The sequence below is a fragment of the Mangrovactinospora gilvigrisea genome, assembly GCF_001879105.1.
Lineage (GTDB): Bacteria > Actinomycetota > Actinomycetes > Streptomycetales > Streptomycetaceae > Mangrovactinospora > Mangrovactinospora gilvigrisea.
On the sequence record NZ_MLCF01000011.1, the window covers coordinates 21,198 to 43,188 of the forward strand.

20 protein-coding genes are annotated in these 21,991 nt (G+C 73.1%); 11 read left to right on the plus strand and 9 right to left on the minus strand.

Annotation, left to right across the window (positions count from 1 at the left end):
• Positions 1 to 136: 136 nt before the first annotated feature.
• Entirely contained in the window at positions 137 to 1,468 is a 1,332-nt protein-coding gene (locus tag BIV57_RS03550) for a PhoH family protein (RefSeq protein WP_071655220.1), read from the minus strand.
• Positions 1,469 to 1,734: 266 nt separating this feature from the next.
• Between BIV57_RS03550 and BIV57_RS03555 the strand changes: the two genes are divergently transcribed.
• Positions 1,735 to 3,969, plus strand: coding sequence for a transglycosylase domain-containing protein (locus BIV57_RS03555; RefSeq protein WP_175548648.1), 2,235 nt, complete (start codon positions 1,735 to 1,737; stop codon positions 3,967 to 3,969).
• Positions 3,970 to 4,045: 76 nt separating this feature from the next.
• On the opposite strand, the gene BIV57_RS03560 is transcribed toward BIV57_RS03555, so the two are convergent.
• Positions 4,046 to 4,810 (minus strand): isoprenyl transferase, encoded by a 765-nt coding sequence (locus tag BIV57_RS03560; protein ID WP_071655144.1) that lies wholly within the window; start codon positions 4,808 to 4,810, stop codon positions 4,046 to 4,048.
• Between the two features lie 107 nt (positions 4,811 to 4,917).
• Between BIV57_RS03560 and mgrA the strand changes: the two genes are divergently transcribed.
• Positions 4,918 to 5,922: an L-glyceraldehyde 3-phosphate reductase gene (mgrA, locus tag BIV57_RS03565; protein ID WP_079169974.1), complete on the plus strand. Its 1,005-nt coding sequence runs from the start codon at positions 4,918 to 4,920 to the stop codon at positions 5,920 to 5,922.
• 66 nt (positions 5,923 to 5,988) lie between these two features.
• On the opposite strand, the gene BIV57_RS03570 is transcribed toward mgrA, so the two are convergent.
• A complete protein-coding gene (locus BIV57_RS03570) occupies positions 5,989 to 7,287 on the minus strand; it encodes an MFS transporter (RefSeq protein ID WP_071655146.1) in 1,299 nt (432 codons plus the stop codon).
• A 70-nt stretch (positions 7,288 to 7,357) separates the two neighbouring features.
• Here BIV57_RS03570 and BIV57_RS03575 point away from each other — a divergent pair, with 70 nt between their 5' ends.
• The 5 genes from BIV57_RS03575 to BIV57_RS03595 all read left to right on the plus strand — a co-directional run bounded on the left by BIV57_RS03575 (position 7,358) and on the right by BIV57_RS03595 (position 12,036).
• A complete protein-coding gene (locus BIV57_RS03575) occupies positions 7,358 to 8,383 on the plus strand; it encodes a GlxA family transcriptional regulator (protein ID WP_107409428.1) in 1,026 nt (341 codons plus the stop codon).
• 89 nt (positions 8,384 to 8,472) lie between these two features.
• Complete coding sequence (locus tag BIV57_RS03580) at positions 8,473 to 8,976, plus strand: SCO4983 family protein (protein ID WP_071655148.1); 504 nt, start codon at positions 8,473 to 8,475, stop codon at positions 8,974 to 8,976.
• A gap of 82 nt (positions 8,977 to 9,058) precedes the next feature.
• The gene (gene trhA, locus BIV57_RS03585) at positions 9,059 to 9,727 is read left to right on the plus strand and encodes a PAQR family membrane homeostasis protein TrhA (protein ID WP_071655149.1); all 669 of its coding nucleotides are present in this window, start codon (positions 9,059 to 9,061) and stop codon (positions 9,725 to 9,727) included.
• A gap of 154 nt (positions 9,728 to 9,881) precedes the next feature.
• Entirely contained in the window at positions 9,882 to 11,459 is a 1,578-nt protein-coding gene (locus BIV57_RS03590) for an MFS transporter (protein ID WP_071655150.1), read from the plus strand.
• On the plus strand, positions 11,413 to 12,036 hold the full coding sequence (locus BIV57_RS03595; protein WP_245797408.1) for an acyl-CoA-like ligand-binding transcription factor: 624 nt from the start codon (positions 11,413 to 11,415) through the stop codon (positions 12,034 to 12,036). Before BIV57_RS03590 ends, BIV57_RS03595 begins: the two co-directional genes overlap by 47 nt.
• A gap of 26 nt (positions 12,037 to 12,062) precedes the next feature.
• Here BIV57_RS03595 and BIV57_RS03600 read toward each other — a convergent pair whose 3' ends face one another.
• On the minus strand, positions 12,063 to 14,075 hold the full coding sequence (locus BIV57_RS03600; RefSeq protein ID WP_071655151.1) for a thioredoxin domain-containing protein: 2,013 nt from the start codon (positions 14,073 to 14,075) through the stop codon (positions 12,063 to 12,065).
• Positions 14,076 to 14,174: 99 nt separating this feature from the next.
• Between BIV57_RS03600 and BIV57_RS03605 the strand changes: the two genes are divergently transcribed.
• Positions 14,175 to 14,531: a PadR family transcriptional regulator gene (locus BIV57_RS03605; protein WP_071655152.1), complete on the plus strand. Its 357-nt coding sequence runs from the start codon at positions 14,175 to 14,177 to the stop codon at positions 14,529 to 14,531.
• On the plus strand, positions 14,528 to 15,478 hold the full coding sequence (locus BIV57_RS03610) for a hypothetical protein (RefSeq protein ID WP_071655153.1): 951 nt from the start codon (positions 14,528 to 14,530) through the stop codon (positions 15,476 to 15,478). Before BIV57_RS03605 ends, BIV57_RS03610 begins: the two co-directional genes overlap by 4 nt.
• A 7-nt stretch (positions 15,479 to 15,485) precedes the next feature.
• On the opposite strand, the gene BIV57_RS03615 is transcribed toward BIV57_RS03610, so the two are convergent.
• The 3 genes from BIV57_RS03615 to mca all read right to left on the minus strand — a co-directional run bounded on the left by BIV57_RS03615 (position 15,486) and on the right by mca (position 18,691).
• The gene (locus tag BIV57_RS03615) at positions 15,486 to 17,192 is read right to left on the minus strand and encodes a hypothetical protein (protein ID WP_175548649.1); all 1,707 of its coding nucleotides are present in this window, start codon (positions 17,190 to 17,192) and stop codon (positions 15,486 to 15,488) included.
• Between the two features lie 363 nt (positions 17,193 to 17,555).
• A complete protein-coding gene (locus BIV57_RS03620) occupies positions 17,556 to 17,813 on the minus strand; it encodes a hypothetical protein (protein WP_079169985.1) in 258 nt (85 codons plus the stop codon).
• 8 nt (positions 17,814 to 17,821) lie between these two features.
• Positions 17,822 to 18,691: a mycothiol conjugate amidase Mca gene (gene mca / locus BIV57_RS03625; protein ID WP_071655155.1), complete on the minus strand. Its 870-nt coding sequence runs from the start codon at positions 18,689 to 18,691 to the stop codon at positions 17,822 to 17,824.
• Positions 18,692 to 18,815: 124 nt separating this feature from the next.
• Here mca and BIV57_RS03630 point away from each other — a divergent pair, with 124 nt between their 5' ends.
• Both BIV57_RS03630 and greA read left to right on the plus strand, forming a co-directional pair.
• Complete coding sequence (locus tag BIV57_RS03630; protein WP_071655156.1) at positions 18,816 to 19,229, plus strand: DUF4307 domain-containing protein; 414 nt, start codon at positions 18,816 to 18,818, stop codon at positions 19,227 to 19,229.
• Between the two features lie 208 nt (positions 19,230 to 19,437).
• The gene (gene greA, locus BIV57_RS03635; protein ID WP_071655157.1) at positions 19,438 to 19,935 is read left to right on the plus strand and encodes a transcription elongation factor GreA; all 498 of its coding nucleotides are present in this window, start codon (positions 19,438 to 19,440) and stop codon (positions 19,933 to 19,935) included.
• Positions 19,936 to 20,037: 102 nt separating this feature from the next.
• Here the strand turns inward: greA and BIV57_RS03640 are convergent, their stop codons facing one another.
• Positions 20,038 to 20,895 (minus strand): ABC transporter permease, encoded by an 858-nt coding sequence (locus BIV57_RS03640; RefSeq protein ID WP_079169975.1) that lies wholly within the window; start codon positions 20,893 to 20,895, stop codon positions 20,038 to 20,040.
• Positions 20,892 to 21,932, minus strand: coding sequence for an ATP-binding cassette domain-containing protein (locus BIV57_RS03645; RefSeq protein ID WP_071655158.1), 1,041 nt, complete (start codon positions 21,930 to 21,932; stop codon positions 20,892 to 20,894). Before BIV57_RS03645 ends, BIV57_RS03640 begins: the two co-directional genes overlap by 4 nt.
• Positions 21,933 to 21,991: the final 59 nt, after the last annotated feature.

The following is a 21,991-nucleotide window of genomic DNA, read 5'->3' on the forward strand; positions in this document are numbered from 1 at the left end:
GGGAAACCTCACAGGGCCCTTACCCCGAAGTTGTGGGGATCCTCCGAACGATCACCTGATCGGGCATGGAAGTGGCCCGACCCCAGGTGAGGGCCGGGCCACTGATGTTCGATCAACCCCCGTTCGGGTGACCCCGTCAGGGCACCAGGCCCTCCAGCATCTCCGTGACGAGCGCCGCGATCGGCGAGCGCTCCGAGCGCGTCAGGGTGACATGGGCGAAGAGCGGGTGGCCCTTCAGCTTCTCCACGACCGCGACCACGCCGTCGTAGCGGCCGACGCGGAGATTGTCACGCTGCGCCACGTCGTGGGTGAGCACCACCTTGGAGTTGGTCCCGATCCGGGAGAGCACGGTCAGCAGGACGTTGCGCTCCAGCGACTGCGCCTCGTCGACGATGACGAAGGCGTCGTGCAGCGAGCGCCCGCGGATGTGGGTGAGCGGCAGGACCTCCAGCATCCCGCGGTCGATGACCTCCTCGATGACGTCGCCGCTGGCGACGGCGCCGAGGGTGTCGAAGACGGCCTGCGCCCAGGGCGTCATCTTCTCCGACTCGCTGCCGGGCAGATAGCCCAGGTCCTGGCCGCCGACCGCGTACAGCGGACGGAAGACCATGACCTTGCGGTGCCGCCGCTTCTCCATGACGGCCTCCAGCCCGGCGCAGAGCGCCAGCGCCGACTTGCCCGTGCCCGCGCGCCCGCCGAGCGAGACGATGCCCACGTCCGGATCGAGCAGCAGGTCGAGCGCGACGCGCTGCTCGGCGCTGTGGCCGTGCAGCCCGAAGGCCGTGCGGTCGCCGCGGACCAGCCGGACGCTGCCGTCGCCGGCGACCCGTCCGAGCGCCTTGCCGCGTTCGGAGGTGAGCACCAGCCCGGTGTGCACCGGCAGTTCGGCGGCCTCCGGGACGGCGGCCGTCTCGTCGGCGAAGAGCCGGTCTACGGTCTCGCCGGCCACGGCGAGCTCCTCCATACCGGTCCAGCCGGCGGTGATGGCCAGTTCGGCGCGGTACTCCTCGGCGAGCAGGCCCACCGAGGAGGCCTTCACCCGCATCGGCAGGTCCTTGGAGACGACCGTGACGTCGTACCCCTCGGCCTGCAGATTGCGGGCGACGGCGAGGATCCTGGCGTCGTTGTCGACCGTGCCGTTGCGGATCATCGCCGGCGGGAGCACCGAGGCGTCCGAGTGGTTGAGCTCCACCCGGAGGCTGCCGCCCAGGTCGCCGATGGGCACCGGGGCGTCGAGCCGGCCGTGACGGATCCTCAGATCGTCGAGGAGCCGGAGTGCCTGACGGGCGAAATATCCCAGTTCAGGATGGTGTCGCTTGGCCTCCAATTCAGAGACGACGACAACGGGGAGAACGACCTCGTGTTCGTCGAACCGCATGAGTGCCGCGGGGTCGGCCAGCAGCACGCTGGTGTCGAGAACATATGTGCGCCGGTCGTGGGCCCTGCGGGCCTTGGAAGACGCGGAGATTGCACCTGGCACCTGTGGATGTACCCCCTCGCGGGGCGGCTTGGTGCCCGCCCTCTGCTTGCGGATCTCTGGCGTCAGTATTCCCGCGGAGGCCCCGGTCATGCCGGGTGTGTGACCGATCCTGCACCTCCCACATCGCTACTGACTGACTGTTATTTCCTTATTGTCCACAATAAGGGTTTGATGCAAGTGTTAGCGTCTTTCGGCGCACCATGGCCCCAATGGGGCACAGTCGACACGGGCGAAACACGGGAAGGGAGTCCGGAGTGACCGGGTACCGCACCACTGGGCGCGGCAGGCGTCCCAAGCCGCGCAGATCCGGCATACGACGGCTCCTCCCCACCTGGAAGATGACGGTGGGCGGCCTCTTCGTGATCATCCTGGGCGCCGCCGCCGCCGGCTTCATCTACTACCAGTCGGTCTCCATCCCGGAGCCCAACGCCGCCGCGACCAAGCAGGCCAACGTCTGGGAGGCGTCCGACGGCTCGGTGATCGCCCGGACCGGCGAGGTCAACCGCGAGAACGTGACGCTCTCCCAGGTGCCCGTCGACGTCCAGCACGCCTTCGTCGCCCTGGAGAACAAGACGTTCTACAAGGACAAGGGCGTCGACGTCACCAGCACGCTGCGGGCCGTCGCCAGCACCGCGCTGGGCCGCGGCACCCAGGGCGGCTCGACCATCACCCAGCAGTACGTCAAGAACTACTACCTGAACCAGGACCAGACGGCGAGCCGCAAGATCAAGGAACTCGTCATCTCGCTCAAGGTGGACCGCACCATGAGCAAGAACGACATCCTCGTCGGGTACCTCAACACCAGCTACTTCGGCCGCGGCGCCTACGGCATCCAGGCCGCCTCGCAGGCCTACTTCGGCGTCGACGCGAGCAAGCTCACCGTCGCACAGGGCGCCTACCTCGCGGCGCTGGTCCAGGCCCCCAGCCAGTACGACATGGCCACCGCGACGGCCGCCGGCAAGCAGCTGGCCCTCGGCCGGTGGAACAACTCCCTGGACAACATGGTGATGATGGGCTGGCTCGACCAGTCCCGCCGGGGCGCCGTCTCCTTCCCGAAGCTGCGGGCCCCCTCGGCCGCCGACACCACCGGCGTCTCCGGGCAGAAGGGGTACCTGATCCAGGCGGCCACCAGCTACCTCACCTCCACCGGCAAGGTGGACGAGAAAACGCTGGCCGCCGGCGGCTGGCGGATCCGGCTGACCATCGACCCGACCAGGGAGAAGCAGCTGGAGCAGGCGGTCAAGGACCGGTTCACCTCGCTGCTGTCCTCCGGGAACGCGAAGAACAAGAACGCCCAGCTCGGCGCCGCCTCGATGGACCCGTCCAGCGGCGAGGTGAAGGCCCTGTACGGCGGCTCGGACTACGTCACCCACTATGTGGACAACGCGACCCGCGAGGACTTCCAGGTCGCCTCCACCTTCAAGCCGATCGTGCTGGCGACCGCCCTCAACGAGGCGGCCAAGACGCAGGACGGGCAGGCGATCAGCCCCTCCACGATCTACTCCGGCAGGAGCGGGCGCCCGGTCGTCGGCTCGGCCACGCCGTACGCGCCGCCCAACGAGGACGACCGCTCCTACGGCGACATCACCGTGCAGCAGGCCATGAACAACTCGGTCAACTCCGTCTTCGCCCAGCTGGGCGTGGACGCCGGCCTGGACAGCGTCCGGAAGACCGCGATCGACCTGGGCCTGCCCTCCGACACCGCCGGGATGCACGCCAACCCGTCGATCTCCCTCGGTGTCGCCACCCCCTCGGTGGTGCAGATGGCCGGCGTCTACTCCACGCTCGACAACCATGGCAAGCTGGTCACCCCGAAGCTGGTCACCTCCGCCCAGCGGGCCGGCGAGAAGCTCGACCTGCCCAAGGCGGGCGACGGCAAGCAGGTGATCTCCCGGCAGGCCGCCGACACGGTGACGCAGGTGCTGCGCGGCGTCGTCGACGACCCCACCGGCACCGGCAGCGTGGCCTCGGCGCTGGGCCGCCAGGTGGCGGGCAAGACCGGCACCTCGGACGACAACAAGTCGGCGTGGTTCATCGGCTACACCCCGCAGATGGTCACGGCCGTCGCGATGTTCGGCGAGACCAAGCAGGGCGGCCAGACCTCGCTGCACGGCGTCGCCGGGCTGCCGCGCATCAACGGCGGCGGCTTCCCCGCGAAGATCTGGACGGGCTACATGCAGGCGGCGCTCGCCGACCAGCCGGCGCAGGCCTTCCAGCTGGACACGCTGGCGCCGGTGCCGACGCAGAAGCCGAGCCCGACGTCCTCGCCGTCCACCTCGGCGTCCCCGTCCACCACCCCGAGTTCGACGCCGAGCAGCACGCCGTCCTCGACGCCGAGCGGCACGCCGTCGTCCGGGCAGGGCAACGGGGGCGGCGGGAACGGCAATGGCAACGGCAACGGCGGGCTGCCGAGCACCCGGCCCTCGCCGACCGACACCGGCGGCATGATGTCCCCCGGCGCCACCGCCACCTCCAACGCCCGCGGCTAGGACGAACGACGTCGGCCCCCCGCCCGGACGCACCGCGTCCGGGCGGGGGGCCGACCCGTGGGGCGGCGAAGGGCGGCTACGTCCCGAACCGCCGGTGCCGGTCGGCGTAGTTGCGCAGCGCCCGCAGGAAGTCCGTGCGCCGGAACGCCGGCCAGTACGCCTCGCAGAAGTAGAACTCCGAGTGCGCGCTCTGCCACAGCAGGAAGCCCGAGAGCCGCTGCTCCCCCGAGGTGCGGATCACCAGGTCCGGATCGGGCTGGCCGCGCGTGTACAGGTGCTCGGCGATGTGCTCGACCTTCAGGTCCTCCGCCAGCTCCTCCAGCGTCACCCCGCGGTCCGCGTGCTCCAGCATCATGCTGCGCACCGCGTCCGCGATCTCCCGCCGACCGCCGTACCCGACCGCCGCGTTGACCCACATCCCGTCGACGCCGGCGGTGTCCTCCTCGGCCTGCTTCAGCACGGCCCGCGTCCGCTCCGGGAGCACGTCCGCCGCGCCGACCATCCGGATCCGCCACTTGCGCGCCGCCGCCAGGTCCTGGACGGTCTGCTCGATGATGCCGGTGAGGGCGGTGAGCTCCTCCTCGGAGCGGCTCATGTTGTCGGTGGACAGCAGCCACAGCGTGACCACCTCCACGCCTCCGACTTCGTCACACCAGCCCAGCAGCTCACGGATCTTGACCGCGCCCTGCTGGTGCCCGTGCGCCGCGTTGCCCCCCACCGCGGTGGCCCAGCGCCGGTTGCCGTCCAGGATGACGCCGACGTGGCGGGGCAGCTGGCCGCGGTCCAGTTTGCGCTCCAGTCGCCGCTCGTACGCGCCGTAAACCAGATCGCGGATGCCCATGAATTTGCCTCGCCTTGTCTCCCCGGCCCCCGAACTGCCCACCCCCGACGACAGGTCAGGTTACTCCGACTGTTTGAAGTGGGCGGCACGGTGCCAGAATCGCCCGGGTGACCTCTACTGACCTCTATCGCGCATACGACGGCCGCTACGACGGCCGGATGGCCTACCGGCGCAGCGGGCGCACCGGGCTCAAGCTCCCGGAGATCTCGCTGGGCCTGTGGCACAACTTCGGCGACGACCGTACCTTCGCCTCGCAGCGCGAGATCATCCGGCATGCCTTCGACCTCGGCATCACCCACTTCGACCTGGCCAACAACTACGGCCCGCCGCCCGGCTCGGCGGAGACCAACTTCGGCCGGCTGCTCCGCGAGGACCTGCGTCCGTACCGGGACGAGCTGGTCATCTCCACCAAGGCGGGCTACCTCATGTGGCCCGGCCCGTACGGCGAGTGGGGCTCGCGCAAGTACCTGCTGGCGAGCCTCGACCAGTCGCTGACCCGGATGGGCCTCGACCACGTCGACATCTTCTACTCGCACCGCTTCGACCCCAACACCCCGTTGGAGGAGACGATGGGGGCGCTGGCCGACGCGGTGAAGTCCGGCAAGACCCGCTATGTCGGCATCTCCTCCTACAAGTCGGAGGAGACCGCCAAGGCGGCGGCGATCCTCGCCGACCTGGGCGTCCCGCTGCTGATCCACCAGCCGTCCTACTCGATGCTGGACCGCTGGATCGAGGACGACGGCCTGCTGGACACCCTGGAGGCGGCGGGCGCGGGCTGCATCCCGTTCGTGCCGCTGGCGCAGGGGCTGCTGACCGACCGCTACCTGACCGGCATCCCGGAGGGTTCGCGCGCCACCCAGGGCAAGTCCCTGGACCCGACGCGGATCGACGACGCCATGGTCGGGCGGCTGCAGGCGCTCAACGAGATCGCGCGCGGCCGCGGCCAGTCGCTGGCGCAGCTGGCGCTGGCGTGGGTGCTGCGGGACGAGCGCGTCACCTCGGCGCTGATCGGCGCGTCCTCGACGGCGCAGCTCGACCAGAACGTCGGCGCGCTGCGCGGGCCGGCGCTCACGCCGGAGGAGCTCGCCGCCATCGACAAGATCCTCGGCTGATCCCCCGCCCCGGCACCCCACCCCGGGTGGGGTGCCGGGGCGAAGGGGCGGCAACCGGGCACCGGCTCAAGCAGCAGCCACCGTCCGGCCCCGCACCATCACCGACATCACCGCCGCGAACGCGCAGAGCACGCCCGCCCCGTAGAACGCCGGCGCGTACGTCCCCATCGAGTCCCGCACCACCCCCGCGACCGCGGCGACCACCGCCGCCCCCGCCTGGTGCGCCGCGAACGTCCAGCCGAACACCACCGCCGCGTCCTCCCCGAAGTACCTCCGGCACAGCGCGACGGTCGGCGGCACCGTCGCCACCCAGTCCAGCCCGTAGAAGACGACGAACACCAGCGTCGTGGCGTGCACCGTCGGCCCCAGCAGCATCGGCAGCAGGAAGAGCGACGCGCCGCGCAGCGTGTAGTAGACGCCCAGCAGCAGCTTCGGGTCGACCCGGTCGGTGAGCCACCCCGAGCCGATCGTCCCCACCAGGTCGAAGATCCCGATCACCGACAGCAGCCCGGCCGCCGTGGTCATCGGCATCCCGCAGTCCTGCGCGGCCGGCACGAAGTCGGTGGCGATCAGCCCGCTCGTCGACGCCCCGCAGATCGCGAAGCCCCCGGCCAGCAGCCAGAACACCCGGGTGCGGGAGGCCGTCCGGAGCACGTGCAGCGCATGGGAGGGCCGCACCGCCCGCTTCGGCGGGGGCGGCTCCTGCGTCGCACCGTAGGGCAGCACGCCCTTGTCGCGCGGGTGCTCGCGCAGCAGCACCGCCGCCGGTATCGCGACGGCCAGCGCGCAGCACGCCACCACCGTCGCGGCCGTCCGCCAGCCGTGATGGGTGATCAGCGCGCCCAGGACGGGCAGGAAGACCAGGTTCCCGGCCGCGCTGGACGCCGTCAGCACCCCGGTGACCAGGCCCTGCCGGCCGGCGAACCACCGTCCGGTGACGGTCGCCACGAACGCCATGGAGAGCGAGCCGGCGCCGAGCCCCACCAGCACGCCCCACAGCAGCACCAGCTGCCAGCTCTGCGTCATGAAGACGGTGAGCCCGCTGCCGGCCGCGATCGCCAGCAGCGCGACGGGCGCGACCCGCCGCATCCCGAACCGCTCCATCAGCGCGGCGGCGAACGGCGAGGTGAGTCCGTAGAGCAGCAGGTTGACGGAGACCGCGGAGGAGATGGTGCCCCGCGACCAGCCGAACTCGCTGTGCAGGGGGTCGATGAGCAGGCCGGGCGCCGAGCGGATGCCGGCCGCGCCGAGCAGGACGACGAGAGCGGTGGCCGCGACCGTCCACGCGGGGTGGAGGCCGCGGCGCTGCCGAGGGGGCTGGGTGCCGGGTTCGGCGTCAGGCCGAACTGCGGTTTCGTTGCTCATGCGACGAGTCTCGGGCACGGGTTCCGTCCATGACAGCGGCCCGTGGGACGCGATGTGCAAGGATCGGGCCATGCCTGCACCGTCGGAGTCCTCCCGCCCGATCGACAGCCGCCACCGCGTGGCCGTCCTGGCGCTCCCCGGCGTCATCCCCTTCGAACTCGGCATCCCCTCCCGGGTGTTCGACTCGGCCCGCCTGGAACCGGACGCGGGTCACCCCAACGGGCGGAAGCTGTACCGCGTCGCGACCTGCTCGCCGTACCCGCCCGGCACCCCGCTGAGCACCTCCACGGACTTCCGCGTGGTGGCCGACCACGGGCCGGAACTGCTGGAGGAGGCGGACACGGTGATCGTCCCGGCCACCTACGAGCTGGAGGACCTCTTCGAGAACCGCACCGCCCCGCCGGAGTGGGCGGCCGCGCTGTCCCGGATCCGTCCGGGCGCCCGGCTGGTGTCGATCTGCACGGGCGCCTTCGTGCTGGCCGCGGCCGGCCTGCTGGACGGGCGCCGGGCGACCACCCACTGGATGCACACCGACCTCTTCGCCCGGCTCTTCCCCCAGGTGCTGCTCGACCCCGATGTGCTCTTCGTCGACGACGGCGACGTGCTCACCTCGGCCGGCGTCGCCTCCGGGATGGACCTGTGCCTGTACGTGCTGCGCCGCGACCACGGCAGCGCGGTGGCCAACTCGGTGGCGCGCCGCTGCGTGGTCCCGCCGTGGCGGGACGGCGGCCAGGCGCAGTACGTGGAGCGCCCGGTGCCGGAGGCGGCGGGGTCCGGCTCGACGGCGGAGGCCCGTGCCTGGGTGCTGACCAGGCTGGAGCAGCCGCCCGGGCTGCGGGAGTTGGCCGAGCGCGCGCACCTGAGCGTCCGGACGTTCACCCGGCGGTTCCGCTCCGAGACCGGGATGAGCTACGGCGAGTGGCTCGCCGGCCAGCGGCTGGAGCGGGCCCGCGAGCTGCTGGAGCGGCGGGACGGCCTGACGGTCGAGCAGGTCGCGCGGGAGGCGGGCTTCGGCACCGGCGCGTCGCTGCGCAAGCACATGTCGGCGTCGCTGCGGGTCAGCCCGGCCCAGTACCGGCGCACTTTCGGGACATGACGGGTGCGAACTTTCTTAGACTTGGTCTAAGTCTAGGGTAGGATGAGGCCTTCCCCGGGAAACCCCGCGCCCCACGAGGAGGTCCCCCCGTGTACGAGCCCATCCGCGGCAAATCGGTCCACACCGTGCCCGCCCCCGCCGCTCCGCGCGCCGACGCCGCCCGGCGGGACCAGCTCGCCGAGCAGCTCGCCGGCCACCTCGGCGCGCTCCTCCCGCACACCGGCGTGCTGCGCCGGCTCACCGCCGAGCTCCTCGCCCGCCACGACGACGCGGACGACGCGCTCGCCGCGCCGCTGCGCGCCCAGCTCGCCGACCTGGAGTCCGCCGAGCCGGCCCTCACCGAGCGGATCGCCCAGCTCGCCCCGTCCGGCCACCGCACCCGCTTCTGGCAGGGCACCCGCGTGCCGGCCGCGGACGCCGACGCGCCCGCCGAGATCCGCTCGCTGCTCTCGCTCCACGAGCAGGCGCACGCCCTCGCCGGCCGCGCGCTGGTCTCGGCCGCCTCCCGCCAGGACACCCGGACGGCAATGCTCGCCTGCCGGCGGATGGACGCGCACAGCGAGGCCCTCGCCGCCCTCGGCTCCGCCCCCTGACACCCGTCCGACCCCCGCCCGCCCTCTGAACAACCGGACGGTTTTACCCGAGGGCGACACCTCGACCCCTTACCCTTCGCGCATGAGCGCCCCCACGACCAGCGCCGCCGCCCCCGCCCCCGCGGAGGCCAAACCGCGCCTGCGCGGCTGGCTGCACGCCGTGATGTTCCCCGCCTCCGTCGCCGCCGGGCTGGTGCTGACCGCCCTCGCCGACAGCCTCCAGGCGAGAATCGCGTGCGCCATCTACAGCCTCACCGCCGGCCTGCTCTTCGGGGTCAGCGCGCTGTACCACCGCGGCACCTGGGGGCCGAAGGCCCAGGCGGTGCTGCGCCGCCTCGACCACGCCAACATCTTCCTGATCATCGCGGGCACCTACACGCCGTTCACCATCCTGCTGCTGCCCAACGGCCAGAAGCAGCTGCTGCTGTGGCTGGTGTGGGGCGGGGCGCTGGCCGGGATCGCCTTCCGGGTCTTCTGGGTCGGGGCGCCGCGCTGGCTCTACACCCCCTGCTACCTGGCGCTGGGCTGGGCGGCGGTCTTCTTCCTGCCGGACTTCCTGCGCACCGGCGGCATCGCGGTGCTGACACTGATCATGGTGGGCGGGCTGCTCTACTCGATCGGCGGCGTGGTCTACGGCACCAAGCGGCCGAACCCGTCCCCGCGCTGGTTCGGCTTCCACGAGGTCTTCCACTCCTTCACGCTGGCGGCCTTCGCCGTCCACTTCGTCGGGATCTCGCTCATCGCCATCTGAGGCCGCGAGGCCGACAGCCCGGCGCCGGCGGACCGACGCCGGCCGACCCCTGCAGGTGCATCCTGCAGGGGTTTTTGACAGCCACTTCAAAATGAGAGTTACTGTCACTTGACAGTAGCTCTCACATTCCTGGACCTCCCAGGGGGTGGCTCCCATGAAGACGACCGCACCGACCGCACCGACCGCAACCGCCCGCTGGGGCGCGCTCTTCGCGCTCTGCCTCAGCGGCCTCGTCATCGGCTTCGACGCCACGATCCTCAACGTCGCCCTGCCCACGCTCGCCCGCGACCTGGGCGCCGACACCGGCCAGCAGCAGTGGATCGTCGACGCCTACCTGGTGGCCTTCGCCGCCGCGATGCTCCCCGCCGGCCTCTTCGGCGACCGGCTCGGCCGCAAGCGCACCCTCGTCGCCGGCCTGGCGCTCTTCGCGCTCGGCTCGCTCGCCGGCGCGCTCGTCCACAGCCCCGGGCCGCTGATCGCGGCGCGCGCGGCGATGGGCCTCGGCGGGGCCGTCGTCTTCCCGCTGATGCTCTCCGCGCTGCCCACGCTCTTCCCCGTCGACCGGGAGCGCAGCCGCGCCGTCGGCATCGTCACCGTCGGCTTCGCGCTCGGCCTGCCCGTCGGGCCGCTGCTGGGCGGCCTGCTGCTCAACCACTTCTGGTGGGGCTCGATCTTCGTCCTCAACCTGTGCACGCTCGCCGTCGCGCTGGTCGCCATCGCCCTGCTGCTGCCCGAGTCGCGCGACCCGGACGCCCCGCGGGTGCGGCCGTTCGCCGCACTGCTCGCCGCGGCCGGCCTGGTCGGCATCGTCTTCGGCATCATCGAGGCCCCGCAGCACGGCTGGGGCGACGCCCGCACCCTCGGCCCGCTCGTCGCCGGCCTGGCGCTGCTCGCCGCCTTCCTGCTGACCGACCGCCGCTCGACGCACCCGATGGTGCCGCTCGCCCTCTTCCGCAACCGCGGCTACACCTGGGGCATGGTCGCCGGGGTGCTCGTCTCCTTCCTGATGTCCGGCACCCTCTTCCTGCTGCCGCTCTACCTCCAGGCGGTGCTCGGCAACGACGCCTTCGGCACCGGGGTGCGGCTGCTGCCCATGATGGGCGGGCTGCTCGTCTCCGGGCTGCTCTGCGACAGGATCGTGCCGCGCACCGGCGCCCGCTGGGTGGTCGCCTTCGGCCTCGCCGGCGCGACCGTCGGCGCGCTGCTCGGCGCCCGCACCAGCGCCTCCGACGGCTACGCCCCCACCGCGCTGTGGCTGGCGGTGCTCGGCGCCGGCATCGGGTTCGCCATGATCCCCTCGCTGGACGCGGCCCTCGCCGCGCTCCCGCCGCAGCGCGCCGGGGCCGGCTCCAGCGTCTTCCAGACGCTCCGTCAGGTCGGCGGGGCGCTCGGGGTGGCGCTCCTCGGCAGCCTGCTCACCACGCGGTTCACCGCCGCGCTCGACGTCCGCGGCCTGACGCCGGCCGCGGCCCGCACCGCCCGCGCCTCGGTGGTGGCCTCGGACCGGATCGGCGCGGCGCTGCACCGCCCCGACCTGATCGCCTCCGGGCACGCCGCGTTCGTCTCCGGGATGACCACGGTGCTGGCGGTCTGCGGCGCGGTCTCCGCCGCGACGATGCTCGCGGTCCTGGTCTTCATGCCGTCCGCCTTGGGCCGCAGCCCCCGACCGGACCACAATGGCGACCATGAGCAGCGTGAGCAGCAGCAGCCGTCGGACGTCGGCGCTTCCTGAGGAGGGCCTGCGGGAGCGGAAGAAGCGCCGCACCCGCGAGGCCATCCGGTCGGCGGCCTTCCGGCTCTTCGAGGAGCAGGGCTGGGAGGCCACCACCACGGAGCAGATCGCCGCCGCGGCGGAGGTCTCGCCGAGCACCTTCTTCCGCTACTTCGCCACCAAGGAGCAGCTCGTCCTCTCGGACGACTACGACCCGATCATCGCCGCGGAGCTGCGCGCCCGGCCGGCCGACGAGCCGCTGCTGGACTCGCTCCGGCACGCGGTGCTCGCGCCGCTGCGGCAGATCGTCGAGGAGGACCGCGCCGCGCTGCTGCTGCGCGTCCGACTGGTCAAGGAAGTGCCGGCGCTGCGGGTCATGATGTACGAGGCGAGCGACGAGACCCGGGACATGCTCCGCGACTGGCTCGCCGAGCGCACCGGCCGCACCGCGGACGACCTCGCGGTGCGCGCCGCGACGGGCGCGCTGATCGGCGCGATGACCGAGGTCGTCCTCGACTGGGTCGACTCCGGCGCCACCGACGACCTCGCCACCCTCTTCGACACCTCCATGCGGGGCCTCGCCGAACTGCTGCACTGAACCCGGCCGCGCGCGGGACGGCGCCGCTACCCGAGACTCGGTCCCACGGAGGCGGCGAGCGCCTCGGCGTCCGCCGTCGGCGCCTCGCAGACGAACCCCCGGCAGACGTACGCCGTTTCGGCGCCGCCCACCCGGGTGCGGCCCGCCAGCAGCGGCACGCCCTCCGCGTCGCCCTCCCCCACCGCGACCACCAGCCCCGGCGCCGCCCCCGCCAGCGCCACCGCGTGCAGCGGGCCGCCCACCGCGCCCACCACCGCGACCTCCCGCGGCCCGTCCAGCGCGGCCTCCGCCACCGCCAGCCCCCACCCGGCGAACCGCGGCGCCCGCGCCGCCAGCAGCGAGACGACGCCCAACGCCCGCTCCGCCGCCTCCCGATGGGGCGAGGACCCGGTGTACGCCGCGTAGGTCAGCAGCGCCCCGGCCGCCGCCGTCCACCCGGACGGCGCGGCGTTGTCGGTCGGGTCCTGCGGCCGCACGATCAGCCGCTCCGCGCTGGCCGCGGTGTCGTGGAAGCCGCCCTCCCCGTCCGCGAACTCCTCCAGCACCACGCCCAGCAGCGCCCCGGCCAGCGAGAGCCACGCCGCCTCGCCCGTCACCCCGTACAGCGTCAGCAGGCCCTCGGCGACGTCCCCGTAGTCCTCCAGCACACCCGGCGAGGCACCGACCGCGCCGTCCCTGGACGTCCGCCGCAGCCGGCCGCGCTCGTCGAGGTGGACGCCCACCAGCAGGTCGGCGGCCGCCACCGCCGCGTCCACCAGCTCCGGGCGCCCGAAGAGCGCGCCCGCCTCGGCGAGCGCGGCGATCGCCAGCCCGTTCCAGGCGGCCACCACCTTGTCGTCCCGCCCGGGACGCGGCCGCGCCTCACGGGCCGTCAGCAGCCGGCCCCGCACCGACTCCAGGAACGCGGTGTCCGCGTCGCCGTCGCCCAGCCAGCGCAGGACCGACGCCCCGTGCTCGAACGTGCCCTCCTCGGTCACCCCGAAGAGGGCGGCCGCCCGGGCGCCGTCCTCCGCGCCCAGCACCTCGGCGAGCTGCTCCGGCGTCCAGACGTAGAACGCGCCCTCGCCGCCCTCGCTGTCCGCGTCCAGCGCGGAGGCGAACCCGCCGTCCGCGGTGCGCAGTTCGTCCATCAGGAACCTCGCCGCGCCCAGCGCGACGCGCCGCGCCTCCGGGTCCCCGGTGAGCCGCCACAGATGGGTGTAGACGCGCAGCAGCAGCGCGTTGTCGTAGAGCATCTTCTCGAAGTGCGGCACCGTCCAGGTGGCGTCCACCGCGTAGCGCGCGAAGCCGCCGCCGAGCTGGTCGTGGAGGCCGCCGCGGGCCATCGCCGCGCAGGTGTGCTCCGCCATCTCCAGCGCGGCGTCGCTGCCGGTGCGGGCGCGGTGCCGGAGCAGGAACTCCAGCACCATGGACGGCGGGAACTTGGGCGCCCCGCCGAAGCCGCCGTTGCCGGCGTCGTACTCGCGGGCCAGGCCGAGCAGCGCGGTGTGCAGGTCGGCCGCCCCGGGCGGGCCGTCGCCGGCCGCCTCCCCGAAGCCGGAGGCCTCCGCGAGCCGGCCGGTGATCTGCTGGGCGGCCTCGCCGACCTCGTCCCGCCGGGTCCGCCACGCCTCGGCGACGCCCTGCAGCACCTGGGTGAAGGACGGCATGCCGTGCCGGGGCTTCGGCGGGTAGTAGGTCCCGAAGTAGAACGGCCGCTGATCGGGCGTCAGGAACACCGACATCGGCCACCCGCCCTGGCCGGTCGCCGCCTGCAGCGCCGTCATGTAGACGGCGTCGACGTCTGGCCGCTCCTCCCGGTCCACCTTCACCGAGACGAAGTGCTCGTTCATGAACGCGGCCACCGCCTCGTCCTCGAAGCTCTCGTGCGCCAGCACATGGCACCAGTGGCAGCTCGAGTACCCGACGCTGAGGAACACCGGCACCCCCCGCCGCCGCGCCTCCGCGAAGGCCTCGTCGCCCCACTCCCACCACTCCACCGGGTTCTCGGCGTGCTGCAGCAGGTACGGGGATGTGGAGTGCGCGAGCCGGTTGGTCATGCCTCCCATCCTGACGCACCGCCGATGGCGCGCCGAAGCGCCCCGCCGCGCCACTGCTTCCTTGACGGCATATGTCGTTCGACGATATATATCAGGGCCATGGTCAATCGATCCCTGCAGGAACCCACCCTGCTGCTGCTCACCGCGCTGGCCGATGCGCCCCGGCATGGCTATGCGCTCATCCAGGAGGTCTCCGCCATCTCCGACGGGCGGGTGACGATGCGGACGGGGACGCTCTACGGGGCGCTCGACCGGCTGCTGCAGCAGGGGTTGATCGCCGTGCAGAAGGAGGAGATCGTCGACGGGCGGGCGCGGCGCAGCTACGCGCTCACCGGCGCCGGCCGCGAGGTGCTCGCCGCCGAGGCGGCCCGGTTGCAGGCCGTCGCCGCGGAGGCCGCGCGCCGGCTCAAGCGGGGCGGCGCGGGCGCCGGCGCCGAGGCCGGGGGGCTCGCATGAGCCTCGCGCACAGCACCGTCAACGCCGCGCTGCGGCTCACCCCCGCCGCCTACCGCCGGGAGCGCGGCGACGAGATCGCCGGGGTCTTCGCCGCCACCGCGGACGGCGCCGGCACCTGGTCGGTGTGGCGGGAGGCGCTGGACGTCGCCGGCCATCTGCTGCGCGTCCGGCTGCGGCTGACCTCCCGTCACCCCGGCGGACGGTTCGCCGCCGCGCTCGGGCCGCTGCTCGCCGCCGCCGCGGTGGTCCCGATGATGGTCGGCACCTTCTACAGCGTCACCATGCTCTCCGACCCCGGCTGGCACACCGACGCCGCCTACGGCGCCCAGCTCGCCACCTTCGTGCTCGGCGCGGCGCTGCTCGTCACGCTGCTCGCCGGACGGTGGGGGGCGGCGCGGCTGGTCGCCGTCCCGCTGCTGCTCGTCGGCTGCTGGGGCAAGGCAGGCTGGATGCTCGGGTCGGGCTCCTCGGCGTCCGGCGTGCTGTTCGCGGTCGCGTCCCTGCTGCCGTTCGTGCTCGGGCTGCTCGGGCTGCTGGCCGCGCCGACGGACCTGCTGCCGAAGACCGCGGCCCGCCGGGTCCCGCCGCTTCTGGCGCTGCTGGCCGCCGCGTTCCTCGCCGACCGCGGCACGCTGACCGTGCTGCTCTTCCTGATGACCCACCAGGATCAAACGCCCGCCTTCGGGCCGGTGGTGCGGGTCGCGATGGACATCGCGGCCGTCGCGATGCCGCTCGCGCTCGCGGTCTCCCGGCGCTGGCTGCCGCTCGCCGCGCTGGTGCTCGCCGTCGGCCTGCCGCTGGCCGCGCAGTCCGGCGCCCCCGCCGAGCTGGCGCTGCTGATCGACACCGCGCTGTTCGCCGCGGGCGCCGGCCTGGGTGTCTGGGCCGTCCGGCGGCGCGGCACCGGCGCGGGCACGGGCACCGGCGGCGACGGTCGGGCGTGGTGACGGCGCCTCAGCAGGCACGCCCCCACGGCAGCCGGTAGCCGGAGCCGATCCGGTAGGTGCCGGCGTGCGCCACCGTCACCCGCGTCCAGTCGCCGTCCCGTGACAGGCAGGCGCCGCCGTCGACCCGCATCCAGCGGGAGTAGGCGATCCGGACCACCGCCGAGCCGCGCCGCGCGAACCGCAGCACCAGCCCGGCCTCGTCCGAGCGCACCACCGCCGCCCCGACCGCCAGCGGGGCGGCGTCGCGCACCCTGAAGACGCGCCAGCCGGCATCCCGCCACACCGGCTGCAGCCAGCCGGGCCGGTGCGCCCCGCCGACCAGCGCGGCCTCGGCGACCGCGGCGTCGTCCGGCTGGCCGGCGGGGAGCACCACATAGCCGACCGCGTGCCCGTCCAGCCAACGGCGGTACGCGGTGGGCGAGAGCGGGCCGTCGGCGTAGAAGAGCCGGCCGCGGACGACGTCCAGCTGCCGGTTCCAGCCGCGCGCCAGGTTCACGTAGGGCGCCAGCAGCGCCGACTCCCGGTGCGCATGGGTGGGCACCGCCTCCACCCGCGAGCGCGAGGCGCCGAGCCGGCGCAGCTCCGCCACCACCCCGCCGGAGCGCGCCGCCCACCCCGGGACGGCCGTGTTGGCCACCAGGTCCTGCTCGGTCTTGACGCCGACCCAGACCAGCGACAGCACCAGCGCGGTGAGCAGCACCGGCAGCCGCAGCCGCCGAAGCCCCGCGAACCGCCCCGCCCGTCGTTCGTCCCGGCGCCCGTCCTGCCGCCCCTCAGGCCGCCCCCCGGGCCGCTCCAGCGCGCAGGCCAGCAGCAGCGCGGGGGCGGCCAGTTCGGCAAGCCGCTCCACATTGGTGCCCAGCGGCGAGTCCGCGACATACGCCAGGACCACCCCGAGCGCGTACACCAGCGCGATCGCCCGCACCGCCCGCCGGCGCCGGGGCGCGCACGCCGCCACCACCAGCGCCAGCAGCAGCGGCGGCCACAGCCGGACGAACTCCATCGGCTGCTCCCCCGAGATGGGGAAGAGCACCACCTCCACCAGCGCCATCACCGCCAGCGGCGGGACCGCCACCGACACCCCCCGGCGGCGGTCCCGCACCAGGAACCAGCCCGCCCCCACCGCCACCAGGAACACCCCGGCGACGGGGCTGGCCAGCGTCGCCAGCGCGGCGAGCGCCGCCGCCCCGGCGATCCGGCGCGGCGTGCGGCCGGCCGCCAGGCAGGCGGCGATCCCGAACGCGGCGCCCAGCGCGAACGTTGTCCGCCCGGACGCCACATCGCACCAGACCGCGAACGCGGCCAGCAGCGCCGGCCCCAGCGGGCGGGACATTCCGGTGCGGACGAGCGCGGCGCCCGCCCCCCAGGTGGTGGCGAGCCCGGCGAGCACCGCGACCGGGCGCACCCCGAACAGCGCCATCAGATACGGCGACATCAGGCTGTAGTTGGCCAGATTGCTGCCCCCGTACCAGGCGAGGTCGTAGAGCGAGCCGGGGTGCCGGGAGACGAAGGAGGCCCAGACGTCCTGGGCCGCCAGATCACCGCCGCCGGTGGCGAGGAACGCCGCCCACACCCCGTAGAGCGGGACGGCGGCGGCGGTCGCGATCAGCGGAACGCGCAGCCGAAGCAGGTCGGCGCGGCTCACCGCGATCGCGCTCGCGCCGTGCGCGCGAAGCGCCGGACGGGTTGTCGCCGGCACAGCGGCTCGGGTCACCTGCACCAGCTCCGTCCTGACTCGGCGGGCGGGGCGCTCGGACGACCGCCCGAACCCGGAGAACGCATCGGGCGCCGGGACGGTTCCGGCGGTTTCCGATCAAATCGCTCTCAGCGGTGCCATGACAAGCCATCCCGGGCCCGACACGGGACCCGCACCCGAATGGCGGCGGCCGCGCACCACGCTCCTGATGCACCATCAGATCGAACCCCCCACCGACCCGTCCGACGACTCGCCGGGCGGAGGGGGAACGGCGGGCGCGGCGGGGCAGGCCGGAGACCGTCGCCGCACAGCGGGCGGCCCGCTGGGCGCGACGAGCACCGGCCCCGCGTCAACGGATAGGCCCGCGAGGCGGGCGCCCCGCTACTTCGCGGGCCGGTCCGACGCGCCCATCGCCTGGCGCTGCGCCTGCTGCTGCGCGATCCGGTGCGCGCGCAGGCCGCGCGGCTGCTTGCGCGGGCCCTCGTCCGCCGGGCCCTCGTCGAAGTCGATCTTCCGCATCTGCTTGTTCATGGACTTGAGCAGGCCCCAGAGCGCGAGGCCGACGGCCAGGCACACCACGAATCCGAGGATCCCCGGCGTCACCTTGTTCGCGTCGAGGGCGAGCTGCACGACTGGCATGGCGGTGTTCACCCCTCCAGTGTGACCCCAGCGAACAGGTCGTCCTCCGGCAGGGTCGTGTCGACGCGCGTCTTCACCAGTTCGAAGTCCTCCGTGGGCCACACCTCCTGCTGGACCTCCATGGGGACGCGGAACCACGGCCCGTCCGGGTCGATCTGCGTGGCGTGCGCCAGCAGCGCCTTGTCGCGCACCCCGAAGTAGTCCGCGCAGGGCACCCGCGTGGTCAGCTCGCGCGGCTTGCGGTCCTCCCAGCGCTTGAGCCACTCCCCGTACGGCGACTCCAGGCCGCGCGCGGTGAGCGCCTCGTGCAGGGCGACGGTGCGCTGCCGCGACATCGTCTGGTTGTAGTAGAGCTTCAGCGGCGTCCACGGCGCGCCCGCGTCGGGGCACGCCTCCGGGTCGCCGGCCATCTCCCAGGCCGCCATCGTGATCCGGTGCGTCATGATGTGGTCGGGGTGCGGGTAGCCGCCGTTCTCGTCGTACGTGGTGATCACGTGCGGACGGAACTCGCGGATCAGCTTCACCAGGCGCTCCGCCGCGACGTCCACCTCCTGCAGCCCGAAGCAGCCCTCGGGCAGCGGCGGCAGCGGGTCGCCCTCCGGGAGGCCGGAGTCGACGAAGCCCAGCCACGACTGCTTGACGCCGAGAATCTGGCGGGCCTCGTCCATCTCATGGGCCCGGACCTCGTGGATGTGCTCCTCGATGTAGGGGTCGCCCTGGAGCTTGGGGTTGAGGATCGAGCCGCGCTCGCCCCCGGTGCACGTCGCCACGAGCACATCCGCGCCCTCGGCGACGTACTTGGCCATGGTGGCCGCGCCCTTGGACGACTCGTCGTCGGGGTGCGCGTGCACGGCCATCATTCTCAGGTGGTCGGTCAAGGCCGGGTCCCTCCGGGCAGTAGGTGGTCGCCTCCTATAGTGACGGACGGGTGCGACATTCCCCGCACGACCCCGTGCACCGGGCACCGCATCCGACGCACACCGTCCACGGATCGGAACACGCATGGCGACCACCGACATTCCCGCGCGCTACGGCCGCGCGGGCCGCGGGCCGGGCTCCGGCGGCGGATCCGGCTCCAACCGCGGGCTGAAGATCCTCGGCGCGCTGCTCGGCGCCGCGCTGCTCGCCTTCGTCGGCTGGTCGGGTGTCTCCTACCTGCAGCGCGACGACGTCTCCGGGCAGTTGGTCTCCTACCAGGTGCAGAACGGGCACCAGGTGCGGGCGCTGCTGCAGGTGAACAAGAGCAAGGGGATGGCGGCCTCGTGCACGGTGCGCTCCCGGGCCCGGGACGGCAGCGAGGTGGGACGTCGCACCGTGCCCATCGCCAAGGACCGTGATTCGGTGACAGAGTGGGTATCGCTGCGGACGACGTCCAAGGCGACCAACGCCGAGCTGGTCGGCTGCTCCAAGGGCTGAACCGGCACTCGGCAGGGGGCTGACCAGGGCCTGAAGAGGCCCTGGCGGGGGGCCGGTGCGGAGGGCGCGCGGGGGCGTCCGGGGGCGCAGGCGCGGCGTTTGCATCCGCTCGCCGCGAGGGAGGAATTGTTAGGCTGATGGTTTCGCCCCGTTCTTCGGACCGGGGCGTTGATTTATAAGGCAGCCGAGCGACCGACGAGGAGTACCCGTGACTCAGACCAGCGACAGCGTCACCTGGCTCACTCAGGAGGCGTACGAGCGGCTCAAGGCCGAGCTGGAGTATCTGAAGGGACCCGGCCGCGTTGAGATCGCCAAGAAGATCGAGGCCGCCCGCGAGGAGGGCGACCTCAAGGAGAACGGCGGCTACCACGCGGCCAAGGACGAGCAGGGCCACCAGGAGGCGCGCATCCGCCAGCTGGTGCAGCTGCTGCAGAACGCGAAGGTGGGCGAGGCGCCCGCCGACACGGGCGTGGTGAACCCCGGCATGGTCGTGACGATCGCCTTCGACGGCGACCCGGACGACACCATGTCCTTCCTGCTGGCCTCCCGCGAGTACGCCGAGGGCGACCTCGACGTCTACTCGCCGCAGTCGCCGCTCGGTTCCGCCATCACCGGCAAGAAGGTGGGCGACGAGGCCGAGTACGAGCTGCCCAATGGCAAGAAGGCCGCCGTGAAGGTGCTGGAGGCGAAGCCGTACTCCGGCTGACGCCCCGTCACCCGGCGCCGCCGACGCCCCGGCCCCCTGGACGCGCCCAACTCGCGTCCGGGGCCGGGGCGTCGGTGTTCCCCCGCCGGCGGGGGTGCCGGCTCAGCCCTCCGCGCTGCGGTACTTGCGCACCGCGAAGGTGCGGAAGACGACGATGATCAGCACCGAGTAGATCAGCGAGGCCCACACCGGGTGCTGCATCGGCCAGGCGTGGGACTGCGAGAGGCCGGGGTCGCCGAAGAGCTTGCGGGCCGCCTGGACGGTGGCGCTGAAGGGGTTCCACTCCGCGATGTGCCGCAGCCAGGGCGTCATCTGGCTGGAGTCCACAAAGGCGTTGGAGATGAACGTCACCGGGAAGAGCCAGATCAGGCCGCCGGAGGTGGCCGCCTCGGGGGTGCGCACCGAGAGGCCGATGAGCGCGCCGATCCAGGTGAAGGCGTAGCCGAGGAGCAGCAGCAGGCCGAAGCCGCCGAGGATCCTGCCGATGTCGGTGGGGTTCATCGAGCCGGGTCGCCAGCCCACGATGAGCGCGACGCCGGCGAGCACCACCAGCGTCAGGGCGGTCTGCACCAGGTCGGCGACGGTGCGGCCGGTGAGCACCGCGCCGCGGGCCATCGGCAGCGAGCGGAACCGGTCGACGAGGCCCTTGTGCATGTCCTCGGCGATGCCGGCGCCGGCGCCGGCGGTGGCGAACGTCACCGTCTGCGCGAAGATCCCGGCCATCAGGAAGTTCTTGTAGACGTTGGGGTCGGTGGTGTTGCCGATCTTCATCGAGCCGCCGAAGACGTACGTGAAGAGCACCACGAACATGATCGGCTGGAGCAGCCCGAACATGAAGATCTCGGGGATGCGCAGCATCCGGCGGGTGTTGCGGAGGGCGACCACCCAGGTGTCGTGGAAGAGCCCGCCGAGGCGGCCCAGCCGCAGCTCCGGGGAGGCCTCGTGGTGGACGACGGTCATCGCTGGCTCACCCGGTCCTTCCGGTCCTTCTTCTTGTCCTTCGCGGCGTCGGCATCCTCGTCGCCGCCCTCGGTGGTGGCGCCCTCGCCGTTGCCCTGCTCGGCGGCGTGGCCGGTGAGGGAGAGGAAGACGTCGTCGAGGGTGGGGCGGCGCAGCCCGATGTCGTCGAGCTCGGCGCCGATCGCGTCGAGGTCGCGGATGGCCTCGGCGAGCAGCCCGGCCCCGCCGCTGACCGGGACGGTGATGCGGCGCATCCGCTCGTTGACGACCGGCTCGCCCTGGGCGTGCCGGACGAGGGCGGCGCGCGCGTCGTCCAGCCGGGCGGGATCCCGGACGACGACCTCCACGCGCTCGCCGCCGACCTGGGCCTTGAGCTTGTCGGCGGTGCCGCGGGCGATCACCCGGCCGTGGTCGACGACGGCGATGTCGTCGGCGAGGTGGTCGGCCTCCTCCAGGTACTGGGTGGTGAGCAGGAGGGTGGTGCCCTCCTCCACCAGGCTCTTGATGACGTCCCAGAGAGCGAGCCGGTTGCGCGGGTCGAGGCCGGTGGTGGGCTCGTCCATGAACATCACCGGGGGGCGGACGACGAGCGCGGCGGCCAGGTCGAGGCGGCGGCGCATGCCGCCGGAGTAGTTCTTGGTGATGCGGTCCCCGGCGTCCGCGAGGTTGAACCATTCCAGCAGCTCGTCCGCGCGGGCCCGGGCCGCGCGCCGCGGCATCTGGTAGAGGCGGCCGACCATCACCAGGTTCTCCCGGCCCGTCAGGTACTCGTCGACGGCGGCGAACTGGCCGGAGAGGCCCATCAGCCGGCGGACCCGGTCGGGGTGGCGCAGCACGTCCTCGCCGGCCACGTGCGCGGTGCCCGAGTCGGGCCGCAGCAGCGTGGTGAGGCATCGGACGGTGGTCGTCTTTCCGGCGCCGTTCGGGCCGAGCAGGCCGAGGACGGTGCCGGGCGGGACCTCCAGATCGACGCCGTCCAGGGCACGGACGTCGCCGAAGGTCTTCACCAGCCCCTCGGCTCGGATGGCAGCCTCCATGATTCCCTCGTTTCGTGGCGTGCGGCTCTTCGAGATGTGTCGCGTCGAGAGTATGAAAG